Genomic DNA, 21,831 nt, shown 5'->3' with positions numbered 1-21,831 from the left:
GCGATGCGATGTCGCTCCCCCATCGCCGCATGACGACGGGGGTTGGCTCAGCCTGCAGCCAACTTCACCAAGCGCGCATAGAAGAAGCCATCGCCTTCGCGCTCGCCGGGCAGCCGTTGGCGACAGCCGTCTTCGTCATGCCCCAACACATCAGCCAGCGGCTGCAGCCGTGCGTCCGGCGTACGTGCCAGGAATTCGGTGACCTGCTGGCGGTTCTCCCGGCGCAGGATCGAGCAGGTCGAATACAACAGCACACCGCCCGGGCGCAGCACCTGCCACAACCCGTCGAGCAGACGCGCCTGGAGTGCAGCCAGTGCGGTGATGTCCTCGGCCCGACGGTGCAGCAACACGTCAGGCTGGCGACGGATGATGCCCGTGGCCGAACACGGCGCATCCAGCAACACCGCATCGAACGCCACGCCATCCCACCAGGCAGCGACGTCGGCCGCGTCGGCGGCCTGCACCTGTGCATGACTGCCCACACCGGTGCGTGCGAAGGTTTCGCGGATGCGCTGCAGACGACGTGCATCCACATCCAGCGCGACCAGTTGCAAGCTGGAATCGCGTTCGAGCAGGTGTGCAGCCTTGCCGCCGGGTGCGGCGCAGGCATCGAGCACGCGCGCACCTACGGCCGGCGAAAGCGCATCAGCCACCTGCTGGGCGGAGAAATCCTGCACCGAAACCGCGCCCTGCGCGAAGCCCGGCAGGCTTGCGACCGGCACCGCCACCGGCAGGCGAATGGCATCGGCCGACGCCGGCTCGGCCAGTGCGTCGATGCCGGCTTCGTGCAGCTGCGCCAGATAGGCATCGCGACTGTGCTGCTGGCGATTCACCCGCAGCCACAACGGCGCCGGCTGCAGGCTGTTGGCGAAGATCGCATCGGCATGCTGCGGCCAGTCCTGCCGCACCTGCGCCAGCAGCCATTGTGGCCAGGCATCTTCGGCACGCGCTTCGGCAAAACCTTCGCGCTGTGCACGACGCAACACTGCGTTGACCAGGCCAGCCTGTCGCTCACGACCCAGTGCCCGCGCGGCTTCCACGGTGGCCGACAAGGCCGCATGGGCAGGCAGTTGCAGTACATCCAACTGCGCGAAGCCCGCCATCAGCAGCCCACGCAGGTCCGCCTCACGCGGGCCCAACGGCTTCTGCAGCCATTGCCCCAAGGCCTGGTCGTAAGCGGTACGACGGCGCAACGCGGCGAAACAGATGGCTTCGAGGAGCGCGCGGTCACGGCTGTCATCCAGCTTTGGCAACGCGATCGACAACTCGGCCTTCAGCGAACGGCCACGGCCCAGTACCGCCGCGAGCACCTTGGCGGCCAGCGCGCGGGTCTGCACGCCCGGTTGTTGGGCTGGCCCCTTGTTGCCCCATGGCGTTGAAGTTGTTGCTGTGCCCATCCGCTCAGCCCTCGACCCGCAGGTCGCGGCGTGCGTTCAGATAATCCGCGGCAGTGATCGCCTTGCCACCCTCACGCTGCACCACGCGTAGACGCAGTGCGCCCTGTCCGCAGGCAATGTCGATGCCGTCACGCGAGGCCGCGATCACCGTGCCCGGCGCCTTGCCACCATTGCTTTCCACGGCGATGGCGCCGTGGATGCGCACGCGCTCGCCAGCCAGCGTGGCTTCGGCCACCGGCCACGGGTTGAAGGCGCGCACCTTGCGCGCCAGCGCGGCGGCGTCCTGACTCCAGTCGAGCCTGGCCTCGGCCTTGTCCAGCTTGTGGGCGTAGGTGACACCGGCCTCAGGCTGCGGGCGAGGAATTGGCTTGATGCCGGCGCGCAGCAGGCCCAGACCATCGGAAAGTACCTGCGCGCCCAATTGCGCCAAGCGGTCATGCAACTGGCCACCGGTGTCGGTCCCGCTGATCGGTGTGCTCTGGTGCAGAAGCACCGGGCCGGTATCCAGCCCCGCTTCCATCTGCATCAGGCATACACCGGTTTCAGCATCGCCGGCCTCGATCGCACGCTGGATCGGTGCCGCGCCACGCCAACGCGGCAGCAGCGAGGCATGCACGTTCCAGCAGCCATGCGTGGGGATGGCCAGCACCGCCTTGGGCAGGATCAGGCCGTAGGCCACCACGATCATCAGGTCCGGCTGCAGCTCGCGCAGCTGCTGCTGGGCTTCGGGCGTCTTCAGCGATTCCGGCTGGAACACCGGGATGCCGCGGGCGATGGCGTCAAGCTTGACCGGTGATGGCATCAGCCCGCGGCCACGGCCGGCAGGGCGATCGGGCTGGGTATAGACCGCCACCACTTCGTGATGGCGCGCGGCCGCAGCCAGCGAAGCGACGGCAAATTCCGGCGTACCGGCAAAAACGATTTTCATGGCAGTGAACCCGGGAAGGCGGAACAACGAAGGGAGAATGACGGCGCGCAACGGCCTTCACGAACCCGCATGGCGGGTCGCAGTGGCGTACGCAGCAACGAGGAACAATCCGGAACGGCAACCTGTACCCGGCGCATCAGCCAGCGCCATGATCGGTCAGCCCCCGTTGCCGGCTCCCCGCCCCTCGCTCTCAGGCAACGTGCTTGCGCTGCTTGGCCAGCTTCTTGCGCACCATCTCGCGCTTGAGCGGCGAGAGGTAGTCGATGAACAGCTTGCCGTCGAGGTGATCCATCTCGTGTTGGATGCAGGTGGCCAGCAATCCTTCGGCGGCCAGTTCCTGTGGCTTGCCCTCACGATCAAGGAAGCGCACCACGATGGAGTCGGCGCGGGTCACATCGGCATAGATGCCGGGCACCGACAGGCAGCCTTCCTGGTAGACGCGGCCGCCATCGCTGGCGCTGATGATCTGCGGGTTGATGAACACCATCGGTACGTCATGCTCTTCGCTGACGTCGATGACCATGAAACGCTGATGCACGTCCACCTGACTGGCTGCCAGGCCGATGCCGGGCGCCTCGTACATGGTCTGGAACATGTCATCGAGCAGTTGCTGGAAGGCCGGAGTGGTCACTTCGGCAGCCTCGACCAGCGCCGCTTTGGTGCGCAGGCGCGGGTCCGGGAATTCGAGAATGGGCAGGAGGGCCATGGGGGGTACCGGTAAAGGGATGCCGCTTATTTCGGCAAGACGTCCCAATTCTACCGCTTGCGCTTGCCCGGCGCCCCGCTTTCTGGAATATAGTGCGGCAACCTGTTGGGGAATCAGGCAGATCAAAACCATGTTGAAACAATTCCGTACGGTCGCTGCCGTTGCGCTGCTGACCGTCACGACCTATGCCGTCGCCGTGGAAATGAACGGCACTCACCCTGACACCTACGTGGTGCGCAAGGGCGACACGCTGTGGGACATCTCGGCCCGTTTCCTGAAAAAGCCGTGGCTTTGGCCGGAGATCTGGCAGGCCAACCCGCAGGTGAAGAACCCGCACCTGATCTATCCGGGTGACGTGCTGAGCCTTGCCTACCTGGACCGCGTGACCGCCCAGGCGGGCCCGCGCCAGGAAGCACCGATCAACACCATCCCGCTGGCGGACGTCGAACCATTCCTGAAGAACCTGACCGTCGTGGACAGTTTCAAGGAGCTGCCCTACGTCGTCGGCCTGGAAGACAACCGCCTGCGCGCCAGTGCCGGCCACCAGGCCTATGTCGTCGGCCTGCAGGACGCACAACCGGGCCAGCGCTACCTCGTGGTGCGCCCAACCGTGCGCTACGGCCAGTCCCGGCCCAGCGATGACCTGGATGCTCGCGGCAACAACATCCCCGGCTCCGGCAATCTCTGGAAGGACTACGTCGCCAACGATCAGCGCGGCGGGCTCCTTGGCTACGAGCTGGCACAGGTCAACCTCGGCACCCTGACCCAGGTGGCTGGCGGTGATACCGAAGCCTCCACTCTGCGCCTGGAAGACAGCGGCCGTGAAGTCCGTGCTGGTGACCGGCTGCTGCCGCTGCAGGCACGTCCGTATGACCTGCAGTTCATTCCGCATGCACCGGCCAACCCGGTGGCCGATGGCCAGCTGCGCGTGCTTGCCATCAGCGACACCTTCACCTCCGGTGGCCCGCGTGATGTGATCGCCATTTCCGGCGGCGCCAGCGATGGCATCGACAACGGCACGGTGTTCTCGATCTGGCGCAGCGGCAGCCATGTCAACGACCTCGTCAAGGGCATGGGCACCTCGCGCACGGACGATGCACTGCGCAATGGCGCCAGCCGTGTCTCGCTGCCGGATGAATATGCCGGGCACGCGATGGTGTTCCGCACGTTCGACAAGGTCAGCTACGCGCTGATCATGGAAGGCACCAAGCCGACCCGCCTGGGCTACGAGCTGAAGCATCCCGACGCGCAGTAAGCGACGGCCGGGGGAAACTCCGACGATGTGAGACAACGGCGCCCGAGGGCGCCGTTGTTGTTCGCGCTGGACCCTTAGCGGATGCCTTTCCGAGCTCCCGACCACACCCCGGCCGCAGATCACAGCGCCACCCTGCTCACGCTGCTGCTCGCCGGTGGGCCGGCGCTGCCATTGCGCGGCCTGCTCGACCGCTTTGAACATCCCGAGGCAGCGGTTGCTGCCGGCATCGATGCCTGGCGTGCCGCAGGCTGCACAGCTGAACAATGTGGCGCACTCGCCCACCCCGACCCCGCCGCCCTGGAAGGTGCACAAGGCTGGCTGGCGGCGCCCGATCATCATTTGCTTGGCTGGGGCGCCCCGGACTACCCTCCGCTGCTGCGCGACAGCCCAAATCCACCGTTGGCGCTGTTCATTGCCGGCAACCCCACCCAACTGTGGACGCCGGCCATCGCCATCGTCGGCAGCCGCGCGCCCAGCTCCGGCGGGCGCGACAACGCCCGGGATTTCGCCACGGAACTGGCGCAGAACGGGCTCACCATCGCCAGCGGCTTGGCGGCTGGCATCGACGCGGCCGCGCACCGCGCCGCGCTGGGCTGTGGCGGCGCCACGTACGCGGTGATCGGCACCGGGCCGGATGTGACATACCCCCGCCACCATCGGGAACTGCAGGCCTTGGTCGCTGCACAGGGCGCGGTAATCAGCGAATACCTGCCCGGCACGCCCCCGCGCAGCGGTCATTTCCCAGCCCGCAACCGGCTGCTGGCGGCGCTGGCGCTGGGTACGGTGGTGATTGAAGCGGCCGAGCGTTCCGGCGCGCTGATCACCGCGCGACTGGCGGCCGAGGCAGGCCGCGAGGTGTTTGCCGTGCCCGGCTCCATTCACAACCCGATGGCACGGGGTTGCCATCGCCTGATCCGTGAAGGGGCCACGCTGGTCGGCCGCCCGGCCGACATTGTGGAAGGCGTGGCCAACCTGGCCGGCGAGCTGGCCAGCGCCTTGCAAAGCCGTCTGCAGGCCCCCATCTCCTGTGCGCCGGTCGGTTCCCGCCTGGCACCCGCCCTGCCGGATCCCGACTACCAGCGCTTGTGGAATGCACTGGGCTTCGACCCAACCGGTATGGATTCATTGATCGAGCGCACTGGATTGACGGCCGCCAGCCTGTCCTCCATGCTGCTGGTCATGGAACTTGAAGGAAGAGTGTCGTCCGTACACGGTCGTTACACCCGCAACTAAAGTTTCTTCACCTCCACAGCGCCAATGGCGCAGGCCGAGGGGCAATGAAAGAGAGCATTCTGGACGTCCTGCTGTACTTGTTTGAACACTATTTCAGCGAGGACGCCGATCTCATCCGAGACCGCGACTCGCTACAGAACGGCCTGATCCAGGCCGGTTTCAGTCCCACCGAAATCAGCAAGGCTTTCGACTGGCTCGACGCCTTGGCCGAGCATCGCCCGGCCGTGGCCCTGGGCCGGGTCGACGGGCCGGTGCGCGTGTTCCATGGCCCCGAGCTGGACAAGCTGGACGTGGAGTGTCGCGGTTTCCTGCTGTTCCTGGAGCAGCAGCGCATCCTGGACGCCGACCAGCGCGAGCTGGTGCTTGACCGCGCGATGGCACTGGATCAGGACGAGCTGGATCTGGACGACCTGAAATGGGTGGTGCTGATGGTGCTGTTCAACCAACCGGGCGCCGAAGCGGCATACGCCTGGATGGAAACCCAGATGTTCCTCGACGAACCCGAACCCCTGCACTGAGCCTCACGCCATGCATGGACGCATGAGGAAAACCCAGTGAACCAATGGTTCTACGCTGAAGGCAACCGCGAGCGTCGCGGCCCGGTGTCAGGCGAAGACGTCGCCGCGCTGTTCCGCTCCGGCCAACTGTCAGCCGACACGCTGGTCTGGCGCGAAGGCATCACTGACTGGCAGCCGTTGCGCAATGTTGCCGATGAGCTTGGCCTGCACGAGCTCACGCCACGGCCTTCTGCAGTATTCCCGGCCGGCGCGCCACCGTTGCCGCCGCCGCTGCAAACCCTTCCCCGGTCGCGCCCAGCGATACCCATGCGCAAACCAGCCACCTCCGGATGGGTCGTCTTCGGCGCCATTGCCGCAGTGGTGGGTGTGGCGCTGTTGACCATTGGCGGCTTGCTTGCGGCGTTGGCGATTCCTTCGTATCAACAGTACGTGCTGCGCTCACGCGTTGCCGCCGTGCAAACCCAGCTGGCGCCACTGAAAGCCGAGGTGGCCGACTTCGTCATGCGCAATGAGCGCTGCCCAAACAACGGCGACGAGGGTTTCGGCAACCCGGAAAGCTATGCTGCCGATGGCATCGCGCAGGTCTACGTTGGCGATTTCGAGGGTGGCCATTGTGGGTTTGAAGCGCGACTGCATATGCCCGAGCAGCAGTTGCTTGACGGCAAATCCCTCTGGCTCGACTACGATACGCAGGCCGCCACCTGGGAGTGCAGCTCCGATGTGGCCGACAAACACCTGCCTCCGGGCTGCCGCGGCTGAGCCGGGACGACTTGAACTTATACGGGGAATGAAATGAGTGAGTGGTACTACGCCGACGCCCAGCGCGAGCGGCACGGGCCGGTTGACGCCGGTGCGATCCGCGAGAAATTCCGCCAGGGCGAACTGGACCTGACCACACTGGTGTGGCGCGAAGGCATGTCGCAGTGGCAACCACTGTCGGCCGTGGCCGAGGAACTGCAGCTGCTGGTGCAGGCCACGACCGGTATCGATCTGCGCAGTGATTACGCCGCCATCGAGAACGGCACAGCGCCGGAGCCGGCCATCCTGTCAGCCGCCGCGCACTCGCCGTACGCCGCGCCAGGCAGCATCAGCATCGATGCGAACCATGTGGTGGCCGGTGGCGACATCGTCCATGCCGGTTTCCTGCGGCGCTTTGCCGCCTCGACCATCGACAGCCTGGTCACCGGCGTGGTGTCGTATGCGCTGTTGATTCCGCTGGCGCTGGTCATGGGCGTGAGCGTGGTCAGCATGACCGGCTCGGAGATGGCCAACGTCGGCGCAATGCTGGTCTTCTACGCACTCTATTACGCCATCTGCATCCTGGTGCCGGCGATCTACTTCGGCTGGATGCAGTCGTCCGGCAACATGGCCAGCCTCGGCAAGCTCGCCGTGGGCGCCAAGGTCGTGCGCGTCAATGGCGAGCGCATCAGCTTCTGGCGCGCGTTCCTGCGCTACATCGCCATGGCGGGCCTGGCACTGGTCACCTGCGGCTTGGCCATGCTGGTCTCGGCGATCATGGTTGGCGTCAGCGAGCGCAAGCAGGGCCTGCATGACATGATCTGCGACACCATCGTGGTGGATAAGTGGGCCTTCACCGAGCATCCTGAGTGGCAGGAGCGCGGTTTGGGCACGGTGACCATCGTGGTCCTGTCGCTGTTCGGCCTGATGTTGGCCGCCGTGGCGGTGCTGATGATCGTCGCCGTCAGCATCGGCGCCTCCGGCTTCAACCAATGACGGATCGCCGGGCGCGCTTGACAGCGGCCGTCCCGGCGTGATTCCTCTACAGGCACAAGCTGAACGCCCGGGCCCCTGCCCGGGCGTCAATTTATGCACAACGGCGACATCGGCTTCACTATCGTGCCGGTTTACGCCACCCTAGCGCCCCCACCGGGGCGCTTTCCGCCCCCATAAAGTACTGACATGCCCAAGCACCTGCTCATCGTCGAATCGCCCGCCAAGGCCAAGACGATCAACAAATACCTCGGCAAGGACTTCACGGTTCTGGCCTCGTATGGGCACGTGCGTGATCTGGTCCCCAAAGAGGGCGCGGTCGATCCGGACAACGGTTTCGCCATGCGCTACGACCTGATCGAGAAGAACGAAAAGCACGTTGAAGCCATCATCAAAGCCGCAAAGGGCGCCGATGACATCTTTCTGGCGACCGATCCGGATCGCGAGGGAGAAGCCATCAGCTGGCATATCGCCGAGATCCTGAAAGAGCGCGGGTTGGTCGACGACAAGCCGATGCAACGCGTGGTGTTCACCGAGATCACCCCACGCGCGATCAAGGAAGCCATGACCCACCCGCGCGCCATTGCCGCGGATCTGGTCGATGCACAGCAGGCGCGTCGTGCGCTGGACTACCTGGTCGGCTTCAATCTGTCGCCGGTGTTGTGGCGCAAGGTGCAGCGCGGCCTGTCCGCCGGCCGCGTGCAGAGCCCGGCGCTGCGCATGATCGTCGAGCGCGAGGAGGAGATCGAAGCCTTCATCTCGCGTGAGTACTGGAGCATCGAGGCCGAGTGCGCGCATCCGTCGCAGCACTTCAATGCCCGCCTGATCAAGCTGGACGGGCAGAAGTTCGAACAGTTCACCGTGACCGACGGCGACACCGCCGAGGCCGCGCGCCTGCGCATCCAGCAGGCCGCGCAGGGCTCGCTGCACGTCACCGATGTGGTCAGCAAGGAGCGCAAGCGCCGTCCGGCCGCGCCGTTCACCACGTCCACGCTGCAGCAGGAAGCCTCGCGCAAGCTCGGCTTCACCACCCGCAAGACCATGCAGGTGGCGCAGAAACTGTACGAAGGTGTGGCCATCGGTGACGAAGGCACGGTCGGCCTGATCTCGTACATGCGTACCGACTCGGTGAGCCTGTCGCAGGATGCGCTGGCCGAGATCCGTGACGTGATCGCCCGCGATTACGGCACCAGCTCGCTGCCGGACAAGCCCAACACCTACACCACCAAATCCAAGAACGCGCAGGAAGCCCACGAGGCGGTACGCCCGACCTCGGCACTGCGTACGCCGGCCCAGGTGGGCAAGTACCTCACCGACGACGAGCGCAAGCTGTACGAGCTGATCTGGAAGCGCGCCGTCGCCTGCCAGATGATCCCGGCCACCTTGAACACCGTCAGCGTTGACCTGTCCGCCGGCAGTGAGCATGTGTTCCGCGCCAGCGGCACCACCGTGGTGGTGCCCGGCTTCCTGGCCGTGTACGAGGAAGGCAAGGACAGCAAGAACGCCGAGGACGAGGACGAAGGCCGCAAGCTGCCGGCGATGAAGCCCGGCGACCGCATCCCGCTGGACCGCATCCAGGCCGAGCAGCACTTCACCCAGCCGCCGCCGCGCTTCACCGAAGCGGCGCTGGTCAAGGCACTCGAGGAATACGGCATCGGCCGTCCGTCGACCTACGCCTCGATCATCCAGACCCTGCTGTTCCGCAAGTACACCGAGATGGAAGGCCGCAGCTTCAAGCCGACCGACGTGGGCCGCGCGGTGAGCAAGTTCCTGTCCAGCCACTTCACCCAGTACGTCGATTACGACTTCACCGCCAAGCTTGAAGACGAGCTGGACGCGGTGTCGCGCGGCGAAGAAGAGTGGGTGCCGCTGATGGAACGCTTCTGGGGCCCGTTCAAGGAGCTGGTCGACGACAAGAGCGAATCGCTGGACCGCACCGATGCCGGCAGCGCGCGCGTGCTGGGCCCGGACCCGGTCAGCGGCAAGGATGTCACCGCACGCATCGGACGCTTTGGCCCGATGGTGCAGATCGGCACCGTCGAAGACGAGGACAAGCCCAAATTCGCCTCGCTGCAGCCGGGCCAGAGCATCTTCTCGATCTCGCTGGACGAGGCGCTGAAGCTGTTCGACATGCCGCGCAAGCTCGGGGCGGACGCCAATGGCGAGGAAGTCACCGTGGGCATCGGCCGCTTTGGTCCGTTCGCCAAACGTGGCAGCACCTATGCCTCGCTGACCAAGGAAGACGACCCGTACAAGATCGATCTGGCCCGTGCCGTGTTCCTGATCGAAGAGAAGGAAGAAATCGCCCGCAACCGCATCATCAAGGAGTTCGAGGGTTCGGACATCCAGGTGCTCAATGGTCGCTTTGGCCCGTACATCAGCGACGGCAAGCTCAACGGCAAGATCCCCAAGGACCGTGAGCCCGCCTCGCTGACCCTGGCCGAAGTGCAGCAGCTGATGGCCGATACCGGCAAGCCGGTGCGCAAGGGCTTCGGCAAGAAGACCGCTGCCAAGAAAGCCACGGTGAAGAAGACCGCAGTGAAGAAGGAAGCCGCGCCGAAGAAGGCTGCAGCCAAGAAGGCGCCGGCAAAGAAGGCGGCGACCAAAAAAGCGGCAGCGAAGAAGGCCACCAAGAAGACCGTCGCCAAGAAAGCGGTGAAGAGCACCGCGGCCGACGACGCGCCGCCGTTCTGAGCTCGGTTACCGCCTGCCACGCCGGCAGGAGGATAATCACCGCTCCCGCATCAGGCCGCCTCCGGGCGGCTTGATGCTTTGCAGTCCTCACATTCCCATTGCGGGGCCTGGGGTGCGGGTCCCAGGCAAGGGCCCGCACCGCCGCGCGAAGATTCAACAGGAAGCTGGCCATGCGTGAACTTGATCTGGAATCCGTCGCCCCGGTGCTGCAGGCCGGTGGCGTCATCGCCTACCCGACCGAAGCGGTCTGGGGCCTGGGCTGTGATCCCTCCAACGAGCAGGCGGTGATGAAGCTGCTGACGCTCAAGCAGCGGCCAGTCGAAAAGGGAATGATCCTGGTGGCTGCCGATCCAACGCAGCTGGACGGCTGGGTGCGCCTGGGCGCGCTGGCCGACGAGCGGCGCCAAGCGGTGCTGGAGAGTTGGCCCGGCGCCAACACCTGGATCGTGCCGGCCGGCGACCGCGCGCCACGCTGGATCACCGGCGAACACACCGGCATCGCGGTGCGGGTCAGCGCCCACCCACTGGTGCAGGCGCTGTGCAAAGCCTGGGGCGGTCCGCTGGTATCGACCAGTGCCAACCTGGCCGGCGAATCGCCGGCACGCCAGCGCGTGCAACTGGACCCGACACTGCTGCGTCTGCTGGACGGGCTGTTGGACGGTGCCACCGGTGGCCTGGCCCAACCCACCCGCATCCGCATCGCCGCCACCGGGCAGGTGCTGCGGGATTGAATCCGGCCGCTGCTGCGGGAGCCGCGAGGATGCGCAAGCCGGCGGCGACCACAAGGCCGCCTGCACGCCGCCTGCGCAGCTCCGTGTCACCATGGCACCCATGCCTACCCACCTACTCCTGCTCGGCCTCCTGACCCTGCTGCCCGCCTCGGCATTGGCAGTGGATCCCCCCCCGTCGAGCAACGTGCGCATCTACCGCTGCGTGGGCGCCAATGGTGCGGTGTCGCTGCAGGATGCGCCCTGCAAGGATGACCACCGCCAGCAGGTGCTGGACATGGTCCGGCCCAAGGATGCGCCGCTGCCGGCGACAGCGCCGCCTGCCCCCGCCACGTCGGCACCGGTGATCGAGCGCGAAGTGCGCGTGGTCACCGTGCAACCACCACAGCCGATGTACGAATGCGTGTCGCCCGAAGGCGAGCGCTATACCAGCGACAGCAACGAAGGCAATCCGCGCTGGGTACCCACCTGGGCGTTTGGCTATGTACCGCCGCATCACGGCCATGGCCCGCGTCCGCCACGCCCTCCGGGGGCCGGTGGTGTGCCGTGGCAGCCCGGCATTGCCGTGCCGGCCGGCTCGATATTGGTACGTGATGCCTGTCATGCACTGCCGCAGCAGGAAGTCTGCGCGCGCCTGAAAGACCGCCGCTGGGAACTGATCCGCCGTTACAACAGTGCGCTGCAAAGCGAACGCAAAACGCTGGTACGTGAGCAGCGTGGCATCGAAGCACGGCTCAACCAGGATTGCGGCGGCACATGAAGTATCTACTCACCTTCGCGTTGTTGTTGGCCTGCGGCGCACTGCAGGCCGATGAGGTGACCTTCTATCGCTGCACGGATGTCGGCGGTGCGTTGACCGTGCAGAACATGCCATGCCCCAAGGGCATGCAACAGACCACCAAGGTCATGCAGGCAGTTGCCACACCGCCACCCGCCCCAGCACCAGCACCAGCACCAGCACCAGCACCAGCGCCCGCGCCTGCTGCGGTGCTGCCGCTGTTGTCCGCCGCGCCACATGCTGCCCCCGTCGCCGCGCCCAAGCCACCACCGGCGTTACCGGTTGTGCGCAAGGCGCTGCCGCCGCTGTTCCAATGCCGCTCGCGCGACGGCCAGAACTACCTGAGCGAAACCGCTGATCCGCCCGGCCGCTGCATGGCATTGCGGGTGACCGGCCTGGATGGCAACCCGGAGACCGGAGCCGGTGAAGCCTGCGAAATCGTGCGCGACACCTGCACCGCCGTCGAACCGGCGCAGCACTGCGCCACCTGGCACCAGCGCCTGCTCGACGCCGGAACCGCGCCGCGTTCGGCCACCTCCACACAGGCCGCGCAGTCACTGCAGGATGAGCATCAGCGCCTGCAGAAACTATGGGACAGCAGCGATTGCGCCGAACCGAAGTAAGCCGCGCTCAGAATCCGTAACGCAGGAAACCACCATCCACCGCGATGCACTCACCGGTGATGTAGCTCGATGCCGGCAGGCACAGGAAGCCGACCGCCGCTGCCACCTCTTCGGGTTCGCCGATGCGGCGCATCGGCGTGCGTGCGATCACTTCGTCGTAGTAGTCCGGGTCTGACAGCGGCCCGGAAGTGCGGCGGGTACGGATGTACCACGGCGCCACCGAGTTGACGCGGATGCCGTCCTCGGCCCACTCGCAGGCCAGGTTGCGGGTCATCTGCTGCATCGCCGCCTTGGTCATGCCGTAGACCACGCCACTGCGCACATGGGTGATGCCCGAGACGCTGCCGACGTTGACGATGGCCGATGATGCGTGGCGGGTCAGCAGCGGGTAGGCGTAGCGCGACAGCTCGAAGGCCGAGAACAGGTTGCCTTCGAAAATGCCGCGCCATTCGTCTTCGGAATAGTCGTTGGCCGGCTTGCTGATGTTGCCACCGGCATTGTTGATCAGCAGATTCAGACCATCGCAATGGTCTTCGACCCAATCGAGGATGGCGTGACGATCCTCATCGTCGGAGACGTCGGCCGACAGGCCGTGGATCTCACGTTCGGGGAAGGCATCGGCCAGTTCGTCGCGCGCGATTTCCAGCGCGTCTGCATCGCGGCCAACGATCAGCAGGTCGGCGCCGAAGCCCAGCAGCTCGCGTGCGATCGCCAAGCCGATGCCGGCACTGGCACCGGTCACCAGCGCAGTCTGCCCATCCAATCGCCAACGCTGCGGATTCATTGCTGCTCCTCGTCAAAGCCAGAATGCGGCGTCGCAAAGGGACGCTGCGGGGGATGGGCGCTAGGATAGCCGCCTGAGTCCAGCGGAGCATGTCGATGAAGCCTTATCACTGCCTGATGCTGTTGGCGCTGCCGTTACTGGCGGCGTGTGGCAAGCCGCAGCCGCCGGAAACCGAACGACGCCCGGAGCCGCAGGTGGCGGCGATGCGGGAGGCGATTGCCGAGCCGCTGAAGCAGGCCAAAGAAGCGGCGGCTGCGACCGAGGACGCTGCGAAGGCAGAGAAGGCCGCGCTGGATGCGACGGCGGGGACAAGCACCACGCCGTAGGTTGGGATTTCATCCCAGTCCAGCGTGCCGCCTTTACGGACTTCGCGCCCTGCCCTCACCCCAACCTCTTCCGCTTGCGGGAGAGGATCTCTTGGCTCCACTTGCGCTGGAGCTTCCCGCACAAACAACAACGCCGCCCAGGGGCGGCGTTGCCTGCATCCGAACCTACGGTTCGCTTAGAAGCCGCAGAAGCAATACGCCAGCGACTTCACCGGGGTGCCGTTGCGATCTTTCACCGCGTCCTCGACGAAACGCAGCTGGGTGTCCAGCTCGGGCATCGAACGGGCCAGCAGCATGCGCGCCACGCCGGAATCGGCCAGCATCCATGCGCCCATGCGGCTGCCTGCGAAGCCGGTCATGAACTGCGAGAACGGCGTTGCGCTCTTTTCGATGTAACGCACGCGGAACTTCTCGGCATCGCCCAGCTTGGCGCGATTGGCGGCATCGGCCACGGCAGCCTTGAGGCCACCGAACTCATCCACCAAGCCGCGCTCCTTGGCCTGCGCGCCACTCCAGACACGGCCACGGGCTACTTCGTCCACGGCTTCGACCGGCTTGTTGCGGGCCTGGGCGACCTTGCCGGTGAAGTCGGCATAGCCCTTGTTGATGATCGACTGGATCACCTGGCCCACGGCAGGGTCCATCGGCCGGGTCACGTCGAATGCACCGGCAAAACGCGTGGTGCCGACGCCATCGGTGTGCACGCCGATCTTGTCCAGGCTGCGGGCGAAGTTCGGGATCATGCCGAAGATGCCGATCGAGCCGGTGATGGTGGATTCGTCGGCATAGATGCGGTCGGCATTCATGCTGATCCAGTAACCACCGGAAGCAGCCATGTCACCCATCGACACCACCACCGGCTTGCCGGCGGCCTTGAGCGCGTCCACTTCGCGACGGATCTGCTCGGAGGCGAACACTTCACCACCCGGCGAATCCACACGCAGCACCACGGCCTTCACATCGTCATCGTCGCGTGCCGCACGCAGCAGCGCCGAGGTCGACTCACCGCCAACACGGCCGGCCGGCAGGTCGCCACCGGCGATTTCGCCTTCGGCCACCACCACCGCCACCTGCGGACGCGAATCCATCGGCGAACGGCGGGCATCGACCTGCATCAGGTAATCGTTCAATGCGATCTGGCGGTACCCGCCATCGGCATCGCTGTCGGCTTCGCCACGTTCGGTGAGCAGCGCCTGCACCTCTTCGCGGGTCTTCAGGCCGTCCACCAGCTTCTGCTGCAGGGCGAAACGGGCCAGGTCGCCTTCGACGGCGGCAATGCCCTCGGGCAGCGTATCGATGCCGGCAGCCAACTGCGCCGGATCAAGCTTGCGCGCCTTGGCGATGTCGCCCAGGTAGCGCTGCCACACGTCGTTCATCCAGAACAGGTCCGCTTCCTTGGCCTGCGGTGAAGCCGCGTCGAGCACGTAGGGCTCGGCAGCGGACTTGAACTCGCCCACCTTGAACAGGTGCACGTCCACGCCCAGCTTTTCCTGCAGGCCGGTACGGAAGTACTGGCGATAGCGGCCCAGGCCCTCCAGCAGCAGGCTGCCCATCGGATCGAGATAAACCTCGTCGGCCTGTGCGGCCAGCAGGTACTGCGACTGGCTCAGGTTCTCGCTGTAGGCGACGACCTGCTTCTTGGCCGCTCGCAGGTCCTGCAGCGCTGCGGCCACTTCACGCATCGAGGCGAAGCCGCTGGGCTGGAGCTTGTCCAGATTCAGCACCACGCGTTCGATCTTCTTGTCGTCGCGGGCCGCCTCGATCGCGCGGATCAGGTCGCGCAGCTGCAGCTCCTCGGCATTGCTGTCGCCCAGCGCCTTGCCCAGCGCACGGCTGACCGGATCGGTGCTGAACTGTTCGACCAGCCGGCCCTCCGGGGCGATGACCAGGGTGGTGCGGTCCTGCAGCACCTTGGTGGAGGAGGCGCTCATGCCCATCGCGGCGACGAACACCATCAACAACAGCAGCAACAGCCCGAAGAACACCAGGTTGAGGATCAACCGGCGGGTGAAATTCATCACGTCCCACAGGCCGATGAAGAAGCTGGCGATGGGATTGCGACGCGGCAGGGGTGGGGGATTCATGGACGCTCCGAATGGGGCTTGTTGCAAAGCAGGATACGCATAACCACGCAGGCCAGCATGGCCTTTAAGTCAGGGGGTCGCGTGGGCGATCAGGCGCCGGCTGCTGACCCGCAGACGCCAGCCCAGCAGCACCGCGGCCACGGTCAGGCCCATGATCAGGCCCACCCACATGCCCTGCGGCCCCCAGCCCAGGCCCAGGCCGAAACCGGCGCCCAGCGGCATGCCCACGCCCCAGTACGCGAACATGGCGATGAACATCGGCACGCGCGTGTCCTTGAGCCCACGCAGCGCACCGGCCGAGAGCACCTGGATGCCATCGGGAATCTGGAAGGTGGCCGCGTACAGCAGCAACGTGGAGGCCAGCGCGGCCACGGCCAGGTCATCGGTGTACAGGCGCACCACAGCGTCATGGCCCAGCAGCAGGCCGGTGATCGACAGCAACTGGGTGACCATGACGATGGCATAGCCAGCCCAGGTGGCACGGCGCACGCCCAGCGGATCGTTGCTGCCGACGGCATGGCCCACGCGCACGGTAGTGGCTTCGGCCACGCCCATCGGGATCATGAAACACAGCTGCGCCACGTTGATGGCGATCTGGTGGGCGCTGGCCTCGATGGCACCGATGCGGCCGATCAGCAGCGCGGTGATGATGAACAACCCGCCCTCCATCAGCACGGTGATGCCGATCGGCAAACCGGTACGCAGCAGGTCCCAGATGGCACGCCAGCGCGGCAGCTCGAAGTGACTGAACAACTGCAGGTGGGCGAAGCGCTTGGTCATCCACAGGTAGGTGCCAAAGCACAGTGCCTGCACCCACATGGTCACCGACGAGGCGATGCCCAGGCCTTCGGCACCCAGTTCCGGGAAACCGAATTTGCCGTTGCACAGCGCATAGCCCAGTGGCCCAAGTACCAGCAGCCCGCCGAAGCCGATCAGCATGGTCGGCAATGTCCAGTGCATGCCTTCACTGAGATAGCGCATGCAGAAGTACAACGTCAGCGCGGGCACGCCCCAGCGGATGGCATGCAGGAAATCGGTGGCGCCGGGCACGATTTCCGGGGCGATGCCGAACGCCGGCAGGAACGCCGGCACCACGCTCAGGAACAGGAACATCAGCACGCTCAGGCCCACGCCCAGCCACAGCGCCTGACGGAACAGCGGGCCGATTTCACGCTCGCGCCCTGCCCCATGCAACTGCGAGACCGAGGCGGTGAGCGAGATCAGGGTGCCGATCGGCACCAGCATCGGCAGCCACAGCAATGCCGTACCGATGCTGACCGCAGCAAAGGTATCGGTGCCATGGTGGCCAGCAATGGTGTTGTCGACGAAAGCGATCAGACCGGTCGAAACGTGGCCAAGCACCAACGGCAACGCGAGCAGACCGGTCGTCCGCACTTCCTGCATGAAGCGCGGCGTAGCGGGAGAAGTAGACATAAAAAACAGAAGACGCAGACTGCGGCCGGCGCGGAAAGCGCAGCGATGCCGGGTTGCGGAGTGTGCGCATTCTAGCGTGGCAGGAAGGTGACTTCCCCGCCCCGCCGATGAACGGCCGGCACGACTGGGTCAGCGTGCCACGTTCTGCTGCAGCCACGCGGCACGTTGCGTGGGCGCCAAAGCCAACAATTGTTCACGCAGTGCGACCCGCTCCTGCGGCGGCGTGCGCTGCGAAATCAGGCTCAGTTGTTCCAGCTGCGCAGCGTCGAGCTGATGCAGCAGGGCCAGCATCGGCTCGCGCTGTTCGGCCGGCAGATAGCCCAGCAGCGGTTGCAGCTTGGCGTAGAGCGCACCCAGCCGCGGACCCAGCAACCAGCCATCGCGATGCATCTGGTCCATGGCCTGGAAGTGCGTCTGCAGGGCATCACGCTGTGCGGCAGGCATGGCCGCCAGCGCGGCCGCCGCTTGCGCGATTCGCTGACGTTCGGCTTCGGGCAGCGCCTGCCAGGCGGCATAGCGGGCGCGCAGTTCGCGCTTGAGTTGCGGTGTCATCGCCGCCCAGGCCGCCTGCGGGGTCTGCGCACCGGCAACCGGCGGGGCTTGTTCAACCGACGCCGGCAAGGCGGTGGGCACGGCGGCATGCGCGACCAGCGCGGCGCTCAGCAGCAGCGGGCCGCACAGCCAGCGGCGATCAATTCTCGGCATCGACCGTCTCCAATGCAGCACCTGCCGGTTCCGGCCGGCTCGGCTGCGGTTGGGATTCGTCCACCGGCAACGGGCCACCAGCGGCGTACCAGGCCAGGAAGTCCGCGTCGCGTGCCAGCGCCAGGCGCGGATCGGCCAGCATGGCGGCATCAGCAGCAGCATGGGCGTCCTCGCCCGGGGCCAGCGGGGTGCTGTCGTCGGGCAGTTCTTCCACCTGCACCGGGCCGGTGTCGCTCACCCCATTGCCCGTGTTGGCGGCGGCTGGCGCATGCGAGCGCCACCACCAAACCGCCACCACGGCCAGCAGCAGCAACGGCACGCACAGCAGCAACCAGGTGCGCAGGCGCCAAGGCTCGCGCTGACGCCGACGTGGTGCGGGCCTGCGGCGGTCATCCTGGAAGGTGAGCGCAGGCGCCGGGGCCGGTTTGGTCGGGAGCACGCCACTGATCACCGACTCGCGCAGCTGCTCCAGTTGTTGCAGGCGTGGCTGGGAGAGATCGCGGATCCTTGCCTGCACGTCTTCAGCCAGCTGTCGCCAGCCATTTGCATCCGGGTAACCCTCTGCGTCGCGTGGGCAGGCGCCGGCCAGGGCCTGGCGATAGGCATCCACCTCGACCCCCAGCACCGCAGCAGCGGCAGGCTCATCCATGCCAACGCCGATGCGCAGCAGCATCGCCAGCCGTTCAGCCGGGGCCAGAACCTGCAGGTGCGCAACCTGCTCGGGCCAATGCCCACCTGCCGGCGGTGCCAGCAACTGCGGGGTACTGCACAACAGACCCCAGAAACGGGCGGGCCAGTCAGCCATCTGCAGGTCGGCGGCGTGGCCGACGAAGGCACGCATGGCCACCGCCACCGCACGTTCGGCCAGCCCGGCATCGCCGACCTGCAGTTCAGCCACCACCAGCGCGCGGCGCTCCACGCCTCGCAGGAAGGCGGACAGTGCATTGGCTGCGGCCGGGGAAAGGGGGGCGGGTGCGGCCGTCATGTGAACTCCATCATCCCGGGAATGATACCCAGCGCATCCTTGGCTGCCGATGCCTGCACATGGCCTTCACAGGGCGCTTCAAGGCGGCTGCCGCAAGTTGTGCACAGCGTCAATACCCTGTAACAGACAGCACGCATGGAGCCGGACCGGGCCACATTTCGTTTTTGTTTCACGGATAACTTGTTGATTTAATTTAAATATTCAATGTGGCTATTTTTTGTCCAAGTTGACCCTGAGGCTTGAACTGTCGTCCAAACCGCGTGGAGCACAATGTTCACCCACAGAGTTATCCACAGCAAATGTGGATAAGCCAAAATCCCCAATCAGGGCCTGCGTTTACGCGCCATTTATACGCGCGCTCACAACAACGCAACGCAAGCCGATGAGCGCTGGCACCCTGCCCGCTGACGCTACACTGCCGCCCATGCCTGCCTGCCCCACCCTGCGCATCGCCCTGCCGGTGCCGCTACCGCAATTGTTCGATTACCTGCCGCCCGAAGGCAGCCCCGCGCCCGCCGCCAACGACGTGGGCCGGCGCCTGCGGGTGCCGTTCGGCCCGCGCGAGCTGGTGGGGGTGGTGGAGAGCATCGGCCAGGTCGACGACGACGTGCCCCTGCGCGCGGCGTTGGAGTGGCTGGACCCGGCGCCGCTGATCGACGGCGAGTTGGCCGACTCGCTGCATTGGCTGTCGCGTTACACCCACGCCCCGTTGGGCGAAGTGATTGCCACCGCCCTGCCGGCTCCCCTGCGCCGCGGCGAGGCGTTGCCTGATACCCACGGCTGGGCCTGGGAGCTGACCGCCGCCGGTCGCGACGGCCTGGCCAAGCTGCGCGCCGGCACCCGTCCGCAGCGCTTGGCCGCATTGCTGGAAGTCGGCGCGGTCAACGAAGACCTACTGGACGACCAGCTCGACGACTGGCGCAGCGCGGCCCGCGCCCTGGCCAAGCGCGGCTTCGCAGAGCGCGTCGACGTGCCGGCATTGATTCCACAAGCCGACACCCGCCCCGGCCCGACGCCCAACCCGCAGCAGCAGACCGCCATTGACGCCCTCAACAGCTGCGACGGGTTCCAGCCGTTCCTGCTCGATGGCGTCACCGGCAGCGGCAAGACCGAGGTCTATCTGCGGGCGATCAGCCGTTGCCTGCAACAGGGTCGCCAGGCGCTGGTACTGGTGCCGGAGATCGGCTTGACGCCGCAGATGCTGAGCCGTTTCCGCAACCGGCTGGGCATCCCGGTGCACGCGCTGCATTCGGGCTTGAACGACAACGAACGTGCGCGGGTATGGGCGGCCGCATCGCGTGGCGAAGCGCGGGTGATTGTCGGCACGCGTTCGGCGATCTTCACGCCGTTGCCGCAGGCCGGATTGATCGTCATCGACGAAGAACATGACGGCAGCTACAAGCAGCAGGACGGCATCCGCTATCACGCGCGTGACTTCGCACTGGTGCGCGGCAAGGCCCTGAACATACCGGTGGTGCTGGGCAGTGCCACACCCTCGCTGGAATCACTGCACAACGCACGCAGCGGCCGCTACACGCACCTGCGCCTGCAACAGCGTGCCGGTGATGCAAAGCCGCCGGGCGTACGGGTGTTCGACGTGCGCAAACGGCCGCTGCAGGATGGCCTGTCACCGGAGGTACTGGCTGGCATCGCCCAGCATCTGAAGGCCGGCAGCCAGGTGTTGGTGTTCAAGAACCGACGGGGCTACGCCCCGGTGTTGCTATGCCACGACTGCGGCTGGACGGCGCCGTGCAAACGCTGCAGCACGCCGCTGCACACCACGCCGATGACCGTGCATGGCGGTGGCCGTCGTCTGCAGTGCCATCACTGTGGCGCGCGCCAATCGGTACCACTGGCCTGCCCCGACTGCGCCAGCCTGGCACTGCAACCGCAGGGCATCGGCACCGAGCGCCTGGAAGAACGCCTGCTGCAGCTGTTCCCCGATTACCCGGTGCTGCGTATCGACCGCGGCACCACCACGCGCCGCGATGCGCTGGAACAGACGCTGGCCACGCTCGGCGAACAACCGGGCATCCTGGTCGGCACGCAGATACTGGCCAAGGGTCACGACCTGCCCAAGCTGACCCTGGTGGTGGTGGTCGGTATCGATGAAGGCCTGTTCTCGGCCGACTTCCGCGCCAGCGAGAAACTGGCGCAGCAGCTGATCCAAGTCGCCGGCCGCGCGGGCCGTGCGGAACGTCCTGGTGAGGTCTGGCTGCAGACACACCATCCCGACAACGCCCTGCTGCACACGCTGGTCAACGGCGGCTATCACGCCTTCGCCGAGGCCGAACTGCTGCAGCGCGAGGCAGCGGGATTCCCACCGTTCGCGCACCTGGCGCTGATGCGTGCCGAAGCCAAACAGGTGGAGCAGGCCAACGAGTTTCTGGCCGCCGTGAAACAGTTGATACCCGCGCAGAGCAGCGTCGAACGTTACGGACCGATGCCGGCGCCGATGCCGCGCCGGGCCGGATTCCAGCGCACGCAGTTGTTGCTGTCGGCCGAACAACGGCGGCCGCTGCATGGCCTGCTGAGCCAGTTGATGGCGCAGGTCCAAGCACTGCCGCTGGCGCGGCGCGTGCGCTGGTCGCTGGATGTGGATCCGATGGACCTGTACTGACGTTGCAGCGTTCAACCGCCAATGGAGGACACTGCGGCGGCCTCAATGCGTGTGATCACCGAGGCGAACGCCTGCTGCTGCGCGATCACCGTTCGCCAGGCATCTTGGTTCGCATCGCACTCGATGCAACGCCGCAGGTCCGGGTCGTGGACCAGCCATGCACCTGCCACCGGCCCCGCGGCGGACCAGCGGATCGGGCTGCACACGCACCACGCGTTGTTCTGCCGGCCAGGCACGCCCCCGGCACGACGTGCCTCGACCATGCACCTGAAAGTGTTCATGACGCCCCCACATCGCTGGCG

The 21,831-nt window shown here is 66.2% G+C and carries 20 protein-coding genes; 11 read left to right on the top strand and 9 right to left on the bottom strand.

Going from position 1 to position 21,831, the window contains the following annotated elements; genetic code table 11:
- Positions 1 to 47: 47 nt before the first annotated feature.
- The 3 genes from rsmB to def form a co-directional block, all read right to left on the bottom strand.
- Complete coding sequence (gene rsmB / locus ABB26_RS03550; protein ID WP_057632197.1) at positions 48 to 1,397, bottom strand: 16S rRNA (cytosine(967)-C(5))-methyltransferase RsmB; 1,350 nt, start codon at positions 1,395 to 1,397, stop codon at positions 48 to 50.
- Positions 1,398 to 1,401: 4 nt separating this feature from the next.
- Positions 1,402 to 2,325, bottom strand: a complete 924-nt coding sequence (fmt, locus tag ABB26_RS03545) for a methionyl-tRNA formyltransferase (protein WP_057632196.1) — start codon at positions 2,323 to 2,325, stop codon at positions 1,402 to 1,404.
- A gap of 190 nt (positions 2,326 to 2,515) precedes the next feature.
- Positions 2,516 to 3,031 carry a peptide deformylase gene (def, locus tag ABB26_RS03540; protein WP_057632195.1) on the bottom strand — a complete coding sequence of 172 codons (516 nt, stop codon included), beginning with the start codon at positions 3,029 to 3,031 and terminating at the stop codon, positions 2,516 to 2,518.
- A gap of 130 nt (positions 3,032 to 3,161) precedes the next feature.
- On the opposite strand from def, the gene ABB26_RS03535 reads away from it, so the two are divergent.
- The 9 genes from ABB26_RS03535 (at position 3,162) to ABB26_RS19110 (ending at position 12,591) form a co-directional block, all read left to right on the top strand.
- Entirely contained in the window at positions 3,162 to 4,286 is a 1,125-nt protein-coding gene (locus ABB26_RS03535) for a LysM peptidoglycan-binding domain-containing protein (RefSeq protein WP_057632194.1), read from the top strand.
- Positions 4,287 to 4,367: 81 nt separating this feature from the next.
- On the top strand, positions 4,368 to 5,519 hold the full coding sequence (dprA, locus tag ABB26_RS03530; RefSeq protein ID WP_057632193.1) for a DNA-processing protein DprA: 1,152 nt from the start codon (positions 4,368 to 4,370) through the stop codon (positions 5,517 to 5,519).
- Between the two features lie 44 nt (positions 5,520 to 5,563).
- Positions 5,564 to 6,037: a DUF494 family protein gene (locus ABB26_RS03525; RefSeq protein ID WP_057632192.1), complete on the top strand. Its 474-nt coding sequence runs from the start codon at positions 5,564 to 5,566 to the stop codon at positions 6,035 to 6,037.
- A gap of 36 nt (positions 6,038 to 6,073) precedes the next feature.
- On the top strand, positions 6,074 to 6,796 hold the full coding sequence (locus ABB26_RS03520; RefSeq protein ID WP_057632191.1) for a GYF domain-containing protein: 723 nt from the start codon (positions 6,074 to 6,076) through the stop codon (positions 6,794 to 6,796).
- A 33-nt stretch (positions 6,797 to 6,829) separates the two neighbouring features.
- Complete coding sequence (locus ABB26_RS03515; protein WP_057632190.1) at positions 6,830 to 7,771, top strand: RDD family protein; 942 nt, start codon at positions 6,830 to 6,832, stop codon at positions 7,769 to 7,771.
- Between the two features lie 186 nt (positions 7,772 to 7,957).
- The gene (locus ABB26_RS03510) at positions 7,958 to 10,462 is read left to right on the top strand and encodes a DNA topoisomerase I (protein WP_057632189.1); all 2,505 of its coding nucleotides are present in this window, start codon (positions 7,958 to 7,960) and stop codon (positions 10,460 to 10,462) included.
- 170 nt (positions 10,463 to 10,632) lie between these two features.
- Positions 10,633 to 11,193, top strand: coding sequence for an L-threonylcarbamoyladenylate synthase type 1 TsaC (gene tsaC / locus ABB26_RS03505; RefSeq protein WP_057632188.1), 561 nt, complete (start codon positions 10,633 to 10,635; stop codon positions 11,191 to 11,193).
- A 100-nt stretch (positions 11,194 to 11,293) separates the two neighbouring features.
- Positions 11,294 to 11,950 carry a DUF4124 domain-containing protein gene (locus tag ABB26_RS03500; protein WP_057632245.1) on the top strand — a complete coding sequence of 219 codons (657 nt, stop codon included), beginning with the start codon at positions 11,294 to 11,296 and terminating at the stop codon, positions 11,948 to 11,950.
- Positions 11,947 to 12,591, top strand: a complete 645-nt coding sequence (locus ABB26_RS19110; RefSeq protein ID WP_057632187.1) for a hypothetical protein — start codon at positions 11,947 to 11,949, stop codon at positions 12,589 to 12,591. The genes ABB26_RS03500 and ABB26_RS19110 overlap by 4 nt, the downstream gene beginning before the upstream one ends.
- A 7-nt stretch (positions 12,592 to 12,598) precedes the next feature.
- On the opposite strand, the gene ABB26_RS03490 is transcribed toward ABB26_RS19110, so the two are convergent.
- On the bottom strand, positions 12,599 to 13,375 hold the full coding sequence (locus tag ABB26_RS03490) for an SDR family oxidoreductase (protein ID WP_057632186.1): 777 nt from the start codon (positions 13,373 to 13,375) through the stop codon (positions 12,599 to 12,601).
- Between the two features lie 95 nt (positions 13,376 to 13,470).
- Here ABB26_RS03490 and ABB26_RS03485 point away from each other — a divergent pair, with 95 nt between their 5' ends.
- The gene (locus ABB26_RS03485; protein WP_057632185.1) at positions 13,471 to 13,701 is read left to right on the top strand and encodes a hypothetical protein; all 231 of its coding nucleotides are present in this window, start codon (positions 13,471 to 13,473) and stop codon (positions 13,699 to 13,701) included.
- 176 nt (positions 13,702 to 13,877) lie between these two features.
- Here the strand turns inward: ABB26_RS03485 and sppA are convergent, their stop codons facing one another.
- The 4 genes from sppA to ABB26_RS03465 form a co-directional block, all read right to left on the bottom strand.
- On the bottom strand, positions 13,878 to 15,785 hold the full coding sequence (sppA, locus tag ABB26_RS03480; RefSeq protein ID WP_057632184.1) for a signal peptide peptidase SppA: 1,908 nt from the start codon (positions 15,783 to 15,785) through the stop codon (positions 13,878 to 13,880).
- Between the two features lie 69 nt (positions 15,786 to 15,854).
- Positions 15,855 to 17,219, bottom strand: coding sequence for an MATE family efflux transporter (locus ABB26_RS03475; RefSeq protein WP_057632183.1), 1,365 nt, complete (start codon positions 17,217 to 17,219; stop codon positions 15,855 to 15,857).
- Positions 17,220 to 17,348: 129 nt separating this feature from the next.
- Positions 17,349 to 17,924, bottom strand: coding sequence for a DUF3106 domain-containing protein (locus tag ABB26_RS03470; protein WP_057632182.1), 576 nt, complete (start codon positions 17,922 to 17,924; stop codon positions 17,349 to 17,351).
- The gene (locus ABB26_RS03465; RefSeq protein ID WP_057632181.1) at positions 17,911 to 18,909 is read right to left on the bottom strand and encodes a hypothetical protein; all 999 of its coding nucleotides are present in this window, start codon (positions 18,907 to 18,909) and stop codon (positions 17,911 to 17,913) included. The genes ABB26_RS03470 and ABB26_RS03465 overlap by 14 nt, the downstream gene beginning before the upstream one ends.
- A gap of 424 nt (positions 18,910 to 19,333) precedes the next feature.
- Here ABB26_RS03465 and ABB26_RS03460 point away from each other — a divergent pair, with 424 nt between their 5' ends.
- Positions 19,334 to 21,529 carry a primosomal protein N' gene (locus tag ABB26_RS03460; protein WP_057632244.1) on the top strand — a complete coding sequence of 732 codons (2,196 nt, stop codon included), beginning with the start codon at positions 19,334 to 19,336 and terminating at the stop codon, positions 21,527 to 21,529.
- An 11-nt stretch (positions 21,530 to 21,540) separates the two neighbouring features.
- Here ABB26_RS03460 and ABB26_RS03455 read toward each other — a convergent pair whose 3' ends face one another.
- A complete protein-coding gene (locus tag ABB26_RS03455; RefSeq protein WP_152982527.1) occupies positions 21,541 to 21,810 on the bottom strand; it encodes a hypothetical protein in 270 nt (89 codons plus the stop codon).
- Positions 21,811 to 21,831: the final 21 nt, after the last annotated feature.

Source organism: Stenotrophomonas humi, assembly GCF_001431415.1.
In the GTDB taxonomy this organism is placed as follows: Bacteria; Pseudomonadota; Gammaproteobacteria; order Xanthomonadales; family Xanthomonadaceae; genus Stenotrophomonas; species Stenotrophomonas humi.
Note: the sequence above shows the minus strand (reverse complement) of the source record. Positions and strands in the feature narration are given on the sequence as shown.